Annotated in this window: 8 protein-coding genes; 4 read left to right on the forward strand and 4 right to left on the reverse strand. The window is 74.5% G+C overall.

Annotation, left to right across the window (positions count from 1 at the left end; all coding sequences use genetic code 11):
• Positions 1–11 precede the first annotated feature (11 nt).
• From pepN (RM780_RS05610) to pepN (RM780_RS05625), 4 genes are all read right to left on the reverse strand, one after another.
• The gene (pepN, locus tag RM780_RS05610) at positions 12–2,585 is read right to left on the reverse strand and encodes an aminopeptidase N (RefSeq protein WP_311629355.1); all 2,574 of its coding nucleotides are present in this window, start codon (positions 2,583–2,585) and stop codon (positions 12–14) included.
• A 119-nt stretch (positions 2,586–2,704) separates the two neighbouring features.
• Complete coding sequence (locus RM780_RS05615) at positions 2,705–6,079, reverse strand: S8 family serine peptidase (RefSeq protein ID WP_311629356.1); 3,375 nt, start codon at positions 6,077–6,079, stop codon at positions 2,705–2,707.
• Positions 6,080–6,238: 159 nt separating this feature from the next.
• Entirely contained in the window at positions 6,239–7,291 is a 1,053-nt protein-coding gene (locus tag RM780_RS05620; RefSeq protein WP_311629357.1) for a hypothetical protein, read from the reverse strand.
• Between the two features lie 128 nt (positions 7,292–7,419).
• A complete protein-coding gene (pepN, locus tag RM780_RS05625) occupies positions 7,420–10,011 on the reverse strand; it encodes an aminopeptidase N (RefSeq protein ID WP_311629358.1) in 2,592 nt (863 codons plus the stop codon).
• A 235-nt stretch (positions 10,012–10,246) separates the two neighbouring features.
• Here pepN (RM780_RS05625) and RM780_RS05630 point away from each other — a divergent pair, with 235 nt between their 5' ends.
• The 4 genes from RM780_RS05630 (at position 10,247) to RM780_RS05650 (ending at position 13,911) form a co-directional block, all read left to right on the forward strand.
• A complete protein-coding gene (locus RM780_RS05630) occupies positions 10,247–10,876 on the forward strand; it encodes a DsbA family protein (RefSeq protein WP_311629359.1) in 630 nt (209 codons plus the stop codon).
• Between the two features lie 448 nt (positions 10,877–11,324).
• Positions 11,325–11,918, forward strand: coding sequence for a biotin transporter BioY (locus tag RM780_RS05640; protein WP_311629360.1), 594 nt, complete (start codon positions 11,325–11,327; stop codon positions 11,916–11,918).
• 13 nt (positions 11,919–11,931) lie between these two features.
• Positions 11,932–12,417 carry a ribose-5-phosphate isomerase gene (locus RM780_RS05645; RefSeq protein ID WP_311629361.1) on the forward strand — a complete coding sequence of 162 codons (486 nt, stop codon included), beginning with the start codon at positions 11,932–11,934 and terminating at the stop codon, positions 12,415–12,417.
• A gap of 339 nt (positions 12,418–12,756) precedes the next feature.
• Entirely contained in the window at positions 12,757–13,911 is a 1,155-nt protein-coding gene (locus tag RM780_RS05650; RefSeq protein WP_311629362.1) for a PP2C family protein-serine/threonine phosphatase, read from the forward strand.
• Positions 13,912–14,024: the final 113 nt, after the last annotated feature.

A 14,024-nucleotide genomic window follows, 5' to 3' on the forward strand; every position in this document is an offset into this window, starting at 1 on the left:
GCTCGGGAGGGTCAGACCGCCGCGGCGGCGTCCGCGGCCTGCGCGTTCAGGGCGCGTTCCACGCCCGCCCTGGCCTCGGTGACCAGGCGGCGCAGCGCGTCCGAGGGCGCGGCCCCGGCGAGCCAGGCGTCCGTGGCGGCCAGGGTGGCCTGCTCGGTCTGGAGCGACGGGTAGAGGCCGACCGCGATCTGCTGGGCCATCTCGTGACTGCGGGACTCCCACACGCCCTTGAGCGCCGCGAAGTACTTCTCGGCGTAGGGGGCGAGGAGTTCGCGCTGCTCGGTCTGGACGAAGCCGCCGATGACCGCCTCCTGCACGGCGTTGGGCAGTTTGTCGCCCTCCACCACGGCCGCCCACGCCTCGGCCTTCGCCTCGGGGGTGGGGCGGGCGGCGCGGGCCGAGGCGGCGTGCCGCTCCCCGGCCGAGGTGGCGTCGCGGGCCAGCTCGGCGGCGATCTCCGGCTCGTCCGCGCGGCCGGTGGCCGCCAGCCGGTGGAGGAACGCCCAGCGCAGGTCGGTGTCCACGGTCAGGCCCTCGATGGTCTCCGAGCCGTCGAGCAGCGCCGCGAGCAGGCCCAGGTGCGCGTCGGTGCGGGCCGCGCCCGCGAACGCCCGCGCCCAGGCGAGCTGGTGGTCGCCCCCGGCCGGGGCGGCCCGCAGGTGCTCCAGCGTGGCCTCGGCCCACAGGCCGAGGCCCGTCTCCCGCCAGGCCGGGGCGGCGTACAGGTCCAGGGCCATCTTGACCTGACGGTGCAGGGTCTGCACCACGCCGATGTCCGACTCCTTGCCGATGCCCGAGAGCACCAGCGACAGGTAGTCGCGGGTGGCCAGTTCGCCGTCGCGGGTCATGTCCCAGGCCGAGGCCCAGCACAGGGCGCGCGGCAGCGACTCGGCGAAGTCGCCCAGGTGGGCGGTGACCACGGCCAGCGACTCGGGGTCCAGGCGCACCTTGGCGTAGGAGAGGTCGTCGTCGTTGAGCAGGATGACGTCCGGGCGCGGGCGGCCCACGAGCTGTGGGACCTCCGTGCGTTCGCCCGTCACGTCCAGCTCGATGCGGTCGGTGCGGGCCAGCGTGCCCTCGGGGGTGAGGCCGTACAGGCCCACGGCGATGCGGTGCGGGCGCAGCACCGGCTCGCCCTTGGCCCCGGCCGGCAGGGCGGGGGCCTCCTGGCGGATGGCGAACTCCCGCACCACCTTCGCGACCGGGTCGACGGTCAGCTCGGGGCGCAGGACGTTGATCCCGGCCGTCTCCAGCCAGGCGCGGGACCACGCCTTCAGGTCCCGGCCGCTGGTCTCCTCCAGCGCGCTGAGCAGGTCGGTCAGCCGCGTGTTGGACCAGGCGTGGCGCTTGAAGTACGCCTGTACGCCGCTGAAGAACGCGTCCTGGCCGACGTAGGCCACCAACTGCTTGAGCACCGAGGCGCCCTTGGCGTAGGTGATGCCGTCGAAGTTGACCAGGACGTCGTCCAGGTCCCGGATCTCGGCCATGATCGGGTGGGTGGAGGGCAGTTGGTCCTGCCGGTAGGCCCAGGTCTTCATCTGGTTGGCGAAGCTGGTCCAGGCGTGCGGCCAGCGGCTGCCGGGGGCGTGGGCCTGGCAGGCGATGGAGGTGTAGGTGGCGAACGACTCGTTCAGCCACAGGTCGTTCCACCACTCCATGGTGACCAGGTCGCCGAACCACATGTGGGCCAGCTCGTGGAGGATGGTCTCCGCCCGCATCTCGTAGGCCGCGTCCGTCACCTTGGAGCGGAAGACGTACTGGTCGCGGATGGTGACCGCGCCCGCGTTCTCCATCGCCCCGGCGTTGAACTCCGGCACGAAGAGCTGGTCGTACTTGGCGAAGGGATAGGGGTGGTCGAACTTCTCCTGGAACCAGTCGAAGCCCTGCCGGGTCACGTCGAAGATCGCCTCGGAGTCGAGGTGTTCGGCCAGCGAGGGACGGCAGTACAGGCCCAGGGGAACGGTCCGCTCGCCATCGGTCCAGCTGCTGTGCACCGAGTGGTACGGGCCGGCGACGATGGCCGTGATGTAGCTGGAGATGCGCGGGGTCGGCTCGAACGCCCAGACGTTGTCCTTGGGTTCGGGCGTGGGGGAGTTGGAGATCACCGTCCAGCCCTCGGGGGCGGTGACGGTGAACTGGAACGTCGCCTTCAGGTCCGGCTGTTCGAAGCACGCGAAGACGCGGCGGGCGTCCGGGACCTCGAACTGCGTGTACAGGTACGCCTGCTGGTCCACCGGGTCCACGGAGCGGTGCAGCCCCTCGCCGGTGTTGGTGTACGCGCAGTCCGCGATCACCCGCAGCTCGTTGTGCCCCTCCGCGAGGGCCGGGAGCGCGATCCGGGAGTCGGCGAACACCTCGGCCGGGTCGAGCCTGTGGCCGTTGAGCACCACCTCCTCCACCTCGGGCGCGACGAGGTCGATGAAGCTCGGCCCCGCCTCCCGCACGGTGAAGTGCACGGTGGTCTCCGAGCGGAAGGTGCCGCCTTCCTGGGCGCCGGAGAGGTCGAGGGCGATCTGGTAGCTGTCCACGCCGAGCAGACGAGCCCGCTCCTGCGCCTCGCTCCGGGTCAGATTCGTGCCTGGCACGTGGTCGTCTCCTTCGTGGTGCGTCGTCCTCGCCATCCTTCCACGGCGACGGGGCGGACCCCGGGCAACGACGGCCCGCGGCCCGCCCCGAGGCGCCGGGAGGCGGGGAGGTGGGGCCGTTACGGGGTGACGGCCCTGATGGTGATGTGTCCGGTGCCCACGCGGGTGCCGGAGGCGTTCAGCAGCCGGACCTCGCCGAAGACCTCGCGGCCCTCGCCGGCGCCCGCGGCCGGCCCCGCGACCGTGACCTCGGCCGCGGCCCCGGCGCTCTCCCCGGTGCCCAGGGACAGCACGCGGCCGGTGTCCACCGCGACCGTTCCCAGGCCCGCGCTGAGGAAGGCGTCGCGGTAGTCGAAGGCGGTCGTGCCCTGCGGCACCGCGTAGCCGTGGACCTCGACGGTGTAGGTCCCCGGCTCGGGGGCCTCCACGTGCACCCGCTCGTCGGAGGACGGGCTGGTGGAGGAGCCCACCGGCTCCCCGTCGCGGTACACGTACAGGTCCAGGTCGGCGCCCGGGTCGGCGGCCCCGCCCAGGGTGGCGGTGAACGAGGTGGCGCCCGCGGGGACTTCGACCTCGCGGGTGACGTACTCGCCCTGCCCGATCTCGGGCCGCTCGGTCAGCGCCGAGCCCAGCTCCCCGGACTCCAGCCGGCCCTCCACCGGGGCGAAGCCGTTGGTGACCTCCCAGGAGACCGGGACGGTGGAGCCCGCCTCCGCCTCCTCGATGACCGCGGTCTCCGGGTCGAAGGCGGCGCCCAGCGCGGTGGCCGTCACCGTGTAGGGGTTGTCCGCCACGGGCGAGGTGCGCCGGGCCTCGACCTCGATCTCCCACACGCCCGGGGTCGGGGAGGGGTACGAACGCAGGTCGGGGCGACAGGTGTTGGCCGGGTTGTAGTGCGGATAGCAGAGGTTGGTGGCCGAGTCGTCGGCGAGCGTCCCCCACGGGGTGAGGGCGATCCAGCGGGTCTGGCTCTGCCCGCTGAGCCCGCCGAGGGCCACCTCCAGCGTTCCCGCGCCCTCGGGGACCCGCACGAAGTACGACGTGGGGGCGTTGCGTTCGACCGAGCCCGACTCCGAGACCGCGAAGGACGGCCCCGACAGCTCCTGCGGCACGATGACCGTGGCCAGGATCTGGTGGTCGGTGCCGCGGGTGGCGGGGTCGTCCACCTGGAGGATGGCGCTGTGGGCGCCCAGCGAGCGCGGGCGGGCCTGGAGGGTGAGCGTCACCGGCTCGTTCAGCGGCAGCGAGAGCGCGGAACGCCCGGTGAGACGGAAGGTCCGGTCGTGGTTGTTGACCAGCTCCAGGCTGTGCCGCACGGGCCGGTCGGGGCCGGTGGTGCGGGTGACGGTGACGCGGTAGTTCTCCGACTCGCCCACGGCCGGGGCCGTTTCGCGGTCGTAGACGCCCGCGCCGCTGCCCGGGGTCTCCAGGAAGCCGGACATGGCGTGGTCGACGGGCGCCTGCACGCGGTACTCGTGCGCCCGCGCGCCGCGGCTGATGAGGCGCCACGCCTCCTCGGTGTCCATCAGCCCGGCGCCGCCCTCGTGGGCCTGCACGCCGCGGATGGCGTCGGCCGAACTGGTCAGCGCCGTGCGGAGGTTGGCCGGGGACAGCTCGATGCCGCGCTGGCGGGCGGCGGAGAGCAGCAGGGCCGAGGCACCGGCCACCTGCGGGGAGGACATCGAGGTGCCCTGGAGCATGCCGTAGCCGGGCGGCAGGTCGTAGCCGGCCTCCGCGACGGGCGAGCCGGGCATCCAGGTGGGGATGGTGTTGACGGAGGCGCCGGGGCCGCTGAGGGTCGGCTTGAAGCCGCCGTCGTCGCGCGGCCCGGCGGAGGAGAAGGGCATCATCGCGTAGCGGGTGGTCACGGCCGAGCCGTAGTTGGCCGCCCAGGTCTCGCGGGAGACGGCCGCGCCGACGCTGACCACGTCCTCCGCGACGGAGGGGTCCCCGATGGTGTTGGTGCCGGGGCCGTCGTTGCCCGCCGAGACGAATAGCTGGACGCCGTAGGTCTCGATCAGCGCCGTGTAGAGGTGGGCGCGGGCGTTGTTGCCGTCGTTGAGGGCGGGCAGGCCGCCGATCGAGACGTTGACCAGGTCCACGTCCCGGTTGACGACCAGGTCGATCATGCCCTCGAACAGGGCGGTGTAGGTGCAGCCCCCCGCGAAGACGCAGGCGCGCGAGGAGACGATCTGTGCGCCGGGCGCCGCGCCGTTCATCGCGCCGCCGAACAGGCCGTTGGCGGCGGCGATCCCGGCCACGTGCGTGCCGTGCCGCCCGGAGACGATGCCGATGTTCACGAAGTCCCGCACCTGGCCCACCCAGTCGCCGCCGAGGGGGTCCATCGGCACGTCCTCGCGGATCTCCACGGTGAACGGGATGGCCTCGGAGATCTCCGTGTCCGGGTCGTCGGTGCCGAAGAAGGCGGTGTCCCCGTCCTCCCGGTAGGGCTCCATCGCCTCCTGGTCGGTGAAGTCCGCGTCGTTGTCGAGGTCCACGCGGACCGTTCCGGCATCCGGGTCGTACAGCAGCGCCCAGCTGTCGGTGGTGTCCCCGTCCCGGTTGACGTCGCCGCCCAGCTCGCCGCCCGCGACGGCCTCGCGGAAGACGTTGATCCGCCACTCGCCCTCGGGGGCGGTGAACTCCCGCCCGGAGTAGGTGAAGCGCGGGCCGCTGACTGCCGTGAGCATCGGGCGCCAGGAGGCGTCCCCGTCCACGATCGGGTCGGTGGCGGTCACCCAGTCGGTGATCTTGGGCTCACCCGTGGTGGTCTCGCGCAGCGCGGGGTGGGCCAGGTCGACGCCCGTGTCCAGCACGCCGATGGTGATGCCGCGGCCGTCGTAGCGCGGGTTGTCCTCGACGAAGTCGACGGCGCCGGTCTCGTGGGCGGGCTGGTAGGGGTTGGCCGCGGGGGTGTCCGCGTCGGGGCCCGGGTAGCGGCGTTCGAGGGTGCTCGCGCCCGGCTCCGCGCCCGCGCCGGGGTCCGGCTCGGGTACCCGCACGCGGTCGTTGAGGTCGATGGCGTGGACGTCGGAGAGGCCGGTGGCCTCGTCGATGACCTGCTGGGCGCGGCCGGTGGCGACGGTGGCGCGCACGTAGCCGATGGCGTCCTGGGTGAAGCCGACCGAGGTCCCGGGGACGGCGTTCAGCCGGTCGGCGACCTCGCCGGTGCTGCCGGGCTCGGCCGCGATGAGCAGGGTGACGAACGGTGCGTCCGCCGCGCGGGCCTCGGCCAGCAGGGCGGCGTCCTGGCTGCCGAACTTCTCGCCGATGGGCTTGTCCGCGACCGGCGCGGGCGGCGGGTCCTCGGCGGCGGCGGGGCCGGCCAGGCCCAGCGCGAGGGCCGCGGCGACGCCCGCGGCGCCCGCGGCCCTGGCGGCGCCGCGCGGCCGTCTGCGGGGGAACGGCGGGAGGCCGGGCCGGGCATGGCGCGCGGCTTCGGGCGAGGGTGACGGGGGGAACGGAGAGGAGCTCGGTGGGGTGCGCTCGGGCATGGGCGTCCTCGGGCTCGGGTCGGGATTCGCTGTTCGGAATCCGGAGTGGGGTGACCGGTCATCCTACGGAGGTGATCATCCGACAGTCATGAGCGCCACGAACTTGTCGGGTTCCTGCCAGTTACGTTTGCGTGAACGCCCCTTGCGGGCGTGGCCGGTTCAGCGCGGCAGAACCACGACATAGGTCGCGGGCGGCCGGTGCGCGGCGGCCTCCAGGGCGGCCCGCACCGCCTGGGCCTGGGCGTGCGGCCAGTGCCGAAGCTGGCGCGGCGTCACCCGCAGCAGGGTGATGCCCAGGCCGGCCAGGGTCAGCAGCCGCCGCCGGTCCGCCTCCTCCTCCGGCTCGGCCTCGCGCGCCCTCCCCGGCCGCGCCGGCTCCGCCCGGCCGGGGCGGCGGCGCGGCACCCGCGCGTCGATCTCCACCGCCACGGCCTCGTGCGGCCAGTAGGCGTCCACGGAGGCCAGGAACGGGCCGTCCGGCAGCCACAGGCCCACGTTCCAGCAGGGGTCGGGCAGGCGCTCCTCCCGCACCACCTCCTGCAGCCGCGCCTCGGCCGCCGTGCGGCCCTCCACCAGCAGCGTGTCCACCGCGCCCGCGACCTGCGGCAGTCCCAGCGTCCCGGCCCGCGCCAGCTCCCGCAGCACGGCCTGCGGCTCGCAGTGCCCGCCCCGCACGGCCTCGGTCAGCAGCCGCCGCACGGTCGGGCGTTCGCCCCTCGCCTGCTGCGGGGGAACGGCCGCCAGCGCCGCCACCGCGTCGGCCAGCGCCCGCGGCACGGGGGCCACGGGGAACCCGTCCACCGTCACCGGCCGGGGCATCCGCGGGGTCCGCGTGATCCGGGCCCAGCCCACGGAGCGCAGGCGCCGGATGCGCGGCACGAGCACGTCCACTCCCTCCAGCGCGGTCACCGGCGGAACGCCCGCCACCCCGTGCAGCCCCAGCGCGGCCAGGCCGCTCACCACGGCCTCCCCCTCCCGGCCGCCGGTGTAGCGGAGCACGGCCTGCAGCGTCTCGGCGGCCGTGGGCGGGCCCGGCCGCAGCAGGAACACGCCCGGCAGCGGCATCTGCCACGGCCCTCCCGGACGGCACCGCTCGTGCGCGGCGGCCGGCGGCACACCGTGCTCCCGCAGCTCCTGGCCGGTCATCACCATCCGTGCCCCGTCGGCGAGTTGGCGCAGCGGCCTCGGGGCGATCGGCATCTCGTCACTCATGCCCCGTCGATTCCCGCCCACCGGCCACTTGCCTCCCCCCGTTACACATCCGTCGCCCAACCAGGACAACTCCGCCTAAAAGAACGAACGTTCGAGGTCAGGGCCATCCGCTGCGCGGCGGACAGAACCTAGGCCGCGTCCCGGGACTGGGCGTGAAGGGCGCGGGCCAGGTCCGCGTGGGATTCGGTGACGAGGCGGCGGAGGGCGGGGGGCGCGTCGGGGTGGGCGGAGAGCCACGCCTCCGTGGCGGCGAGGGTGGCGGGGCTGTCGCGGAAGAAGGGGAAGAGGCCGCGGACCACCGCCATGGCGATCTCGATCGTCCGCTCCCGCCACACCCGGTCGATCGCCGCGAAGTACCGCTGCGCGTAGGGCTCCAGCAGCTCCCGCTGCCCCGAGCGCGCGAAGCCCGCGATCGTCGCCTCCACCAGCGCGTTGGAGAGCCGGTCGGAGTCCACCACCTCCTCCCAGGCCCGCTCCTTGACCGCGGGCGAGGGCCGGGCGGCCAGGCAGCGCACCCGGTGCCGGTGGCCGGAGGCCGTGTCGTCGCGGGCCAGCTCCGCGTCCAGCTCCGCCTCGCCCGCGTGCCCCGCGGCTGCCAGCGGCTCCAGCAGCGTCCAGCGCAGCTCCTGGTCGATCTCCAGGCCGTCGATCAGGGCGGTGCCGGCCAGCAGCCCGGACAGGAGCTGGAAGTCCGCGTCCGAGACGGCCGAGGCGGCGAAGAAGCGGGCCCAGGCGAGCTGGTGGTCCCCGCCGGGCTCGGCCCGCCGCAGCTCGCCCAGCGCCGCCGAGGCCAGCGCCGCTCCCGCCGCCTCGCGGTTGCCCGGCGCTGTGTAGTGCTCCAGCGCGGAACGGGCCCAGCGGTGCAGCATCTGCAGCACCCCGATCTCCGTCTCCGCCCCCGCGAACTCCGCGACGAGCGCGAGGAATTCGCGCGCGGGCAGCAGCCCGTCCCGGGTCAGGTTCCACAGCGCCGACCAGCACAGCGCCCGCGCCAGGGGGTCCTCCACGTCGCCCAGCCGCGCCCGCAGCGTGTCCAGCGAGCGCGCGTCGAAGCGGGTCTTGCAGTACGTCAGGTCCTCGTCGTTGACCAGCACCAGGTCGGGCGCCGGCTGCCCGGCCAGCTCCGGAACGGCCGTCCGCGGGCCGTCGACGTCCACCTCGGCCCGGGCGTACCGCACCAGCGGACCCCCGGCCTCCGGCGCGCGGTAGAGCCCGATCGCCACCCGGTGCGGGCGCAGCACCGGGTGCTCCCGCGGCGCGTCCTGGGTGACGGCCAGCTCCGAGACCAGCCCGTCCGCGCCGCTGATCACCTCGGGCGTGAGGGCGTTGACCCCGGCCGTGCGCAGCCACTTCCCGGCCCAGGCGCCCAGGTCGCGGCCCGAGGTCTCGGCCAGGACGGCGAGGAGGTCGTCCAGGCGGGTGTTGCCGTAGGCGTGGCGCCGGAAGTAGCGGCGCGCGCCCTCCAGGAACGCCTCGCGCCCCACGTAGGCGACGAGCTGCTTGAGGACGGCCGCGCCCTTGGTGTAGGTGATGCCGTCGAAGTTGAGCTTGGCGTCCTGGAGGTCGCCGATGTCGGCGGTGACGGGGTGGGTGGAGGGGAGCTGGTCGGCGCGGTAGGCCCACGCCTTGCGGCTGGTGGCGAAGGTGATCCAGCCCTCGGTGTAGCGCGTGGACTCGACCAGGGACAGGGCGCCCATGTAGTCGGCGAAGGACTCCTTCAGCCACAGGTCGTCCCACCACTCCATGGTGACCAGGTCCCCGAACCACATGTGCGCCATCTCGTGCAGCAGCGTGTTGGCCCGGCCCTGGTGGGCGGCGCGGGTGGTGCGGCCGCGGAAGACGTACTCCTCGCGGAAGGTGACCAGGCCGGGGTTCTCCATCGCGCCGAGGTTGTACTCGGGGACGAACGCCTGGTCGTACTTCCCGAAGGGGTAGGGGAAGCCGAAGTGCTCGTGGAAGAAGTCGAATCCGCGCCGGGTGAGGTCGAAGATCTCCTGCGCGTCGAAGTGCCGGGCCAGGCCCTTGCGGCACAGCGCGCCCAGCGGGATCTCCAGCTCGGTGCCGTCCTCAAGGGAGCGCCGGTAGACGCCGGTGACGCGGTGGTAGGGGCCGGCGAGCACCGCCGTGATGTAGGTGGCGATCGGCCGGGTGGGGGCGAAGTGCCGGGTGGCCGAGCCGTCGGCCAGCTCCTCGCGTGCGGTCTCGGCGCCGTTGCTCAGCACGGTCCACTGCGCCGGGGCGGTGATCCGGAAGGTGAAGGGGGCCTTGAGGTCCGGCTGCTCGAAGTTCGCGAACACCCTCCGGGCGTCGGCCGGTTCGTACTGGGTGTAGAGGTAGGTCTCGCCGTCCTCGGGGTCCTGGAAGTGGTGCAGGCCCTCGCCGGTGCGGCTGTAGGCGCAGGCGGCGTCGACCACCAGTTCGTTCTCGGCGGCCAGGCCGGGCAGCGCGATCCGGGAGCCGTCGAAGACCCGGTCCACCGGCAGGGGTTGGCCGTTGAGCGTGACCGAGTGGACGTGCGGCGCCAGCAGGTCCGCGAAGCTCTCCGCGCCCTCCCGCGCGCAGGAGAAGCGGATCGTGGTGGTCGAGCGGAACGTCCGCGGGCCCTCGCCGGGGGCCGGACCGGTGGCCGAGCGCAGGTCGAGGTCCACCTCGTAGCCGTGCACGGTCAGCAGCCGGGCCCGCTCCCGGGCCTCCTCGCGGGTCAGGTTCTCTCCGGGCACGTCCGCTCCGCTCCCTGGGTGATCTGGCTGGGTGATCTCGTCGGCCGCGGGCCAGCATGGCACGGGGCGGTCGCGGCCCGCACGGTGGTGGCCGCCCGCGCGGCGGTCGCGGCCCGCGCGGCGGAGGGGGCGGAATGGGCGGGTCCCGCCCCGCGTTGTCGCCGGGAGGAGCGGCCCGGGCCCCGGACCGCCCGCGGCGCCGAGAGACACCCGTGAGACACCGAGGAGAGCGACGATGCCCGAGACGACCCCCGCCGACTTCTGGTTCGACCCCGTCTGTCCCTGGGCGTGGATGACCTCGCGCTGGATGCTGGAGGTCGAGAAGGTGCGGCCGGTCCGGGTGCGCTGGCACGTGATGAGCCTGTCCGTCCTCAACGAGGCCCGCCTGGACGAGATGCCCGAGCAGTACGCGAGCCTGCTGCGCCGGGCCTGGGGCCCGGTGCGGGTGTGCGTCGCCGCCGAGCAGGAGCACGGCTCCGAGGTGCTCGGCCCGCTCTACACGGCCCTGGGCAACCGCATCCACCTCCAGGGCCGCGAGCCCGGCCGGGCGCTCTACGCCGAGGCGCTGGCCGAGGCCGGGCTGCCCGAGGCCCTGGCCGACGCGGCCGAGAGCGACGCCTGCGACGCGCCGCTCCGGGCCTCCCACAAGGCCGGGATCGACCTGGTGGGCCAGGACGTGGGCACGCCTGTGATCGCGGTGCCGGGCGCGGACGGCGAGCAGATCGCGTTCTTCGGGCCCGTGGTGACGCCCGCGCCGCGCGGTGAGGCGGCGGCCCGGCTGTGGGACGGCACGCTCCTGGTGGCCGGAACGCCCGGCTTCTACGAGATCAAGCGCACCCGGGACGCGGCCCCCGACTTCTCCTGAGCTCCTCCCGGGGCGGCGCCTCTTCCGAACGCCCGCAACGCCCGCACACGACCGGCCCCCGCGCGATGCCTCCGCGCGGGGGCCGTTCTCCTTCCCGGCCGCCGGGGTGAGAAGACGATCTGGCGGCCGGGGGAGTCCTCAGGGGGCGAGCAGCAGCGTGCCGGCCCGCCCCTTGGCGGCGGAGTAACGGGCCGCCACATCCTGCCAGTTGACCCGGGCGGTGCCCCCAGCCCGGCGTTCCCCTGGTGGTCGTGGACCGCGGAGTAGCCGTACGGGAGTTCGGGGAGGGCGTACGTGGCCATTCCCTGCCCATCACCTGTAAGTGCACATTACTTGCAATAGGCATACGCTAGCACTCGCGTCGCCGGATGTCGTCAAGGTCACGCGGGGGAACGGCCGTTGTTCGGCTAGCGTCGAAGCACGTCCGACCGTCCCCAGGGAGTACGCCATGACCACCGCCGTTCTCGCCGACCTGCTGCCCGCGCCGTCCCTGCCCCGGGCCCGCGTCAGGGACGCGGCGCTGATCGCCGGGGGAGCGGCCCTCACAGGCGCCGCGGCCCAGTTCGCCGTCCCCGTCCCCGGCTCGCCCGTGCCCGTCACCGGCCAGACCTTCGCCGCGCTGCTCGTGGGCGCCTCCCTCGGCCCCGGCCGGGCCGCGCTGTCCCTGCTGCTGTACACGCTCGCGGGGATGGCCGGGGCGCCGTGGTTCTCCGACGGCGGCTCCGGCTGGTCCATGCCCGCCTTCGGCTACATCCTCGGCATGCTGCTGGCCGCCCCGGCCGTCGGCGCCCTCGCCCGCCGCGGCGGCGACCGCACCGTCCTGCGCACCGTGGGAACGATGGCGGTGGGCACCGCGATCATCTACGCCGTGGGCGTTCCCTACCTGGCCGTGGCCGCCGACCTCTCCCTCGCCCAGGCCGCGGACGCCGGCCTCGTGCCCTTCCTGCTGGGCGACGCCCTCAAGGCGGCCCTGGCCATGGGCGCGCTGCCCGCCGCCTGGCACCTGCTGGGACGGGGCGCGAACGGCCGGAACCGGGCATGACAGACTCCTCCCCATGCGCGTCTATCTCGGTTCCGACCACGCCGGCTACGAACTCAAGAGCCACCTGACCGGCTGGCTCAAGGAGAACGGCCACGAGCCCGTCGACTGCGGCCCCCTCTTCTACGACGCCGTGGACGACTACCCGCCGTTCTGCCTGCGCGCCGCCGAGCGCACCGCGGCCGACCCCGGCGCGCTCGGCATCGTGATCGGCGGCTCGGGCAACGGCGAGGCCATCGCGGCCAACAAGGTCCGCGGGGTGCGCTGCGCCCTGGCCTGGAGCGAGGAGACGGCCCGACTGGGCCGCGAGCACAACGACGCCAACGTCGTCAGCATCGGCGCCCGGATGCACACCGCCGAGGAGGCCACCGCCTTCGTCGCCGCCTTCCTGGCCACCCCCTACTCCGGCGAGGAGCGGCACACCCGCCGCATCGCCATGCTCACCGCCTACGAGACCGAGGGCACCCTCCCGCCCCTGCCCCCGGGCCACGGCCAGGACTGAGAGGGCCGCGGGACCCCGGCTGCCGGGCGGCAGCTCACGGCCCCTCAGGTCCGCCTGAGGCGGGGGCCGCCGCAGAGGTACCCACTGTCGGTGCTCGGCCGTATGCTCGGCAGTCACCGAGGGCGGGAGGGGGAGTGGAACACTTGCACCGCGCAGCGCGCTCGCGCGCCCCCATCGCCGCGGCACCGCGTACGGAAGCCGCGCGCTGGCCGGGCCGCCACGGCCGGGGAGAACGCCCGGGGCGCGGCGCCGTCCCCGCGACGGGTGCCGCTCCGCACGCATATCCGGGCGGGGCAAGGGTTCGACGCCGCGCCGAGCGGATCGGTAGGGTCCCAGGTCATGGCGCGCGGCAGTGAGACCCCACCCCGGACGTCCCCGAGACTCCGGGCGCAGAAGGTGTTCCACCGCCTGCGGATCGGTCTGCGCCGCTCCGCTGTCGACTACTTCCGCGGCGACGGCTCCGACTGGCCGGCGTTCGCCGCGCTGCTGCTGACCGTCCCGCTGCTGGGCGGCGCGACCGTCTCCCAGCCCGACTGGTGCCCGCCCGAGGCCCTGGTGCTGCCACTGGTGGCCGGCGGCCTGCTGCTGCGCCCGGCCAGCCTGCTGGGCCTGTACGCCGTCGCCGCCACCGCCCTGGTGCTGGAGACGGCGATGATCGACCCCAGCAGGTCGCAGCCCGACCCGGTCACGCCCGGCAGCATCCTGGTCGTCGCCGCGGTGGCTCTCATCGGCCTGCTGATCGCCCAGTTCCGCAGCCGGGTCGGCGTGCCCTGGCGGCGCGGCGGCACCATGCTCTTCGACCTGCGCGAGCGCATCCGCGCCCAGGGGCGGCTGCCCGCCCTGCCCCGCGGCTGGCACCGGGAGGTGTCCCTGCGGCCGGCCGGAGGGCAGTCCTTCTCCGGCGACTTCGTCAACGCCGCGCGCACCGGGCCCGGCGGCCGGACGCTGGAGGTGGTCCTCACCGACGTCTCCGGCAAGGGCATGGACGCCGCCTCCCGCTCGCTGCTGCTCTCGGGCGCCTTCGGCGGCCTGCTCGGCTCGCTGCCGCCGCACGCCTTCCTGCCCGCAGCGAACGGCTACCTCCTGCGGCAGAACTGGGAGGAGGGCTTCGCCACCTCCGTCCACCTGGTGCTCGACCTGGACACCGGGGACTACGAGCTGCTCTCCGCGGGCCACCTGCCCGGCGTCCAGCTGAACGCCGGCACCGGCCGCTGGGAGCAGATAGCCGCCGAGGGCCCGCTGCTGGGCGTCTACGACGGCGCCGAGTTCCACCCGGCCAAGGGCACGCTGCGGCGCGGGGACGTCCTGATGCTCTTCACCGACGGCCTGGTGGAGCGCTCCGACCGCGACCTGTCCGAGGGCATCGACCGCCTCACCGGCGAGGCCGACCGGTACGTCACCACCGGCTTCCGCGGCGCCGCCTGGCACCTGATCGAGTCCGTCGCCCGCGACGTGAACGACGACCGCGCCCTGCTCCTCATCAGCCGCGAGTGAGGTGCCCTTGCCCGGGCGGGCCCGACCCGCTGTGGTGCCCGCGCGCGGGCGTGCGCGGCGCCGCCCTCGCCCGCTGCGCGGGAACGGCCGCGGCGACCGCGCGGGGTGCGCGG

The sequence above is a fragment of the Streptomyces boetiae genome (assembly GCF_031845405.1).
GTDB lineage: Bacteria > Actinomycetota > Actinomycetes > Streptomycetales > Streptomycetaceae > Streptomyces > Streptomyces boetiae.

Coding starts and splice junctions, on each gene's coding strand:
- RM780_RS05615 (WP_311629356.1), bottom strand. CDS start 6,079: ATGCCCGAGCGCACCCCACCGAGCTCCTCTCCGTTCCCCCCGTCACCC.
- RM780_RS05620 (WP_311629357.1), bottom strand. CDS start 7,291: ATGAGTGACGAGATGCCGATCGCCCCGAGGCCGCTGCGCCAACTCGCC.
- RM780_RS05630 (WP_311629359.1), top strand. CDS start 10,247: ATGCCCGAGACGACCCCCGCCGACTTCTGGTTCGACCCCGTCTGTCCC.
- RM780_RS05640 (WP_311629360.1), top strand. CDS start 11,325: ATGACCACCGCCGTTCTCGCCGACCTGCTGCCCGCGCCGTCCCTGCCC.
- RM780_RS05645 (WP_311629361.1), top strand. CDS start 11,932: ATGCGCGTCTATCTCGGTTCCGACCACGCCGGCTACGAACTCAAGAGC.
- RM780_RS05650 (WP_311629362.1), top strand. CDS start 12,757: ATGGCGCGCGGCAGTGAGACCCCACCCCGGACGTCCCCGAGACTCCGG.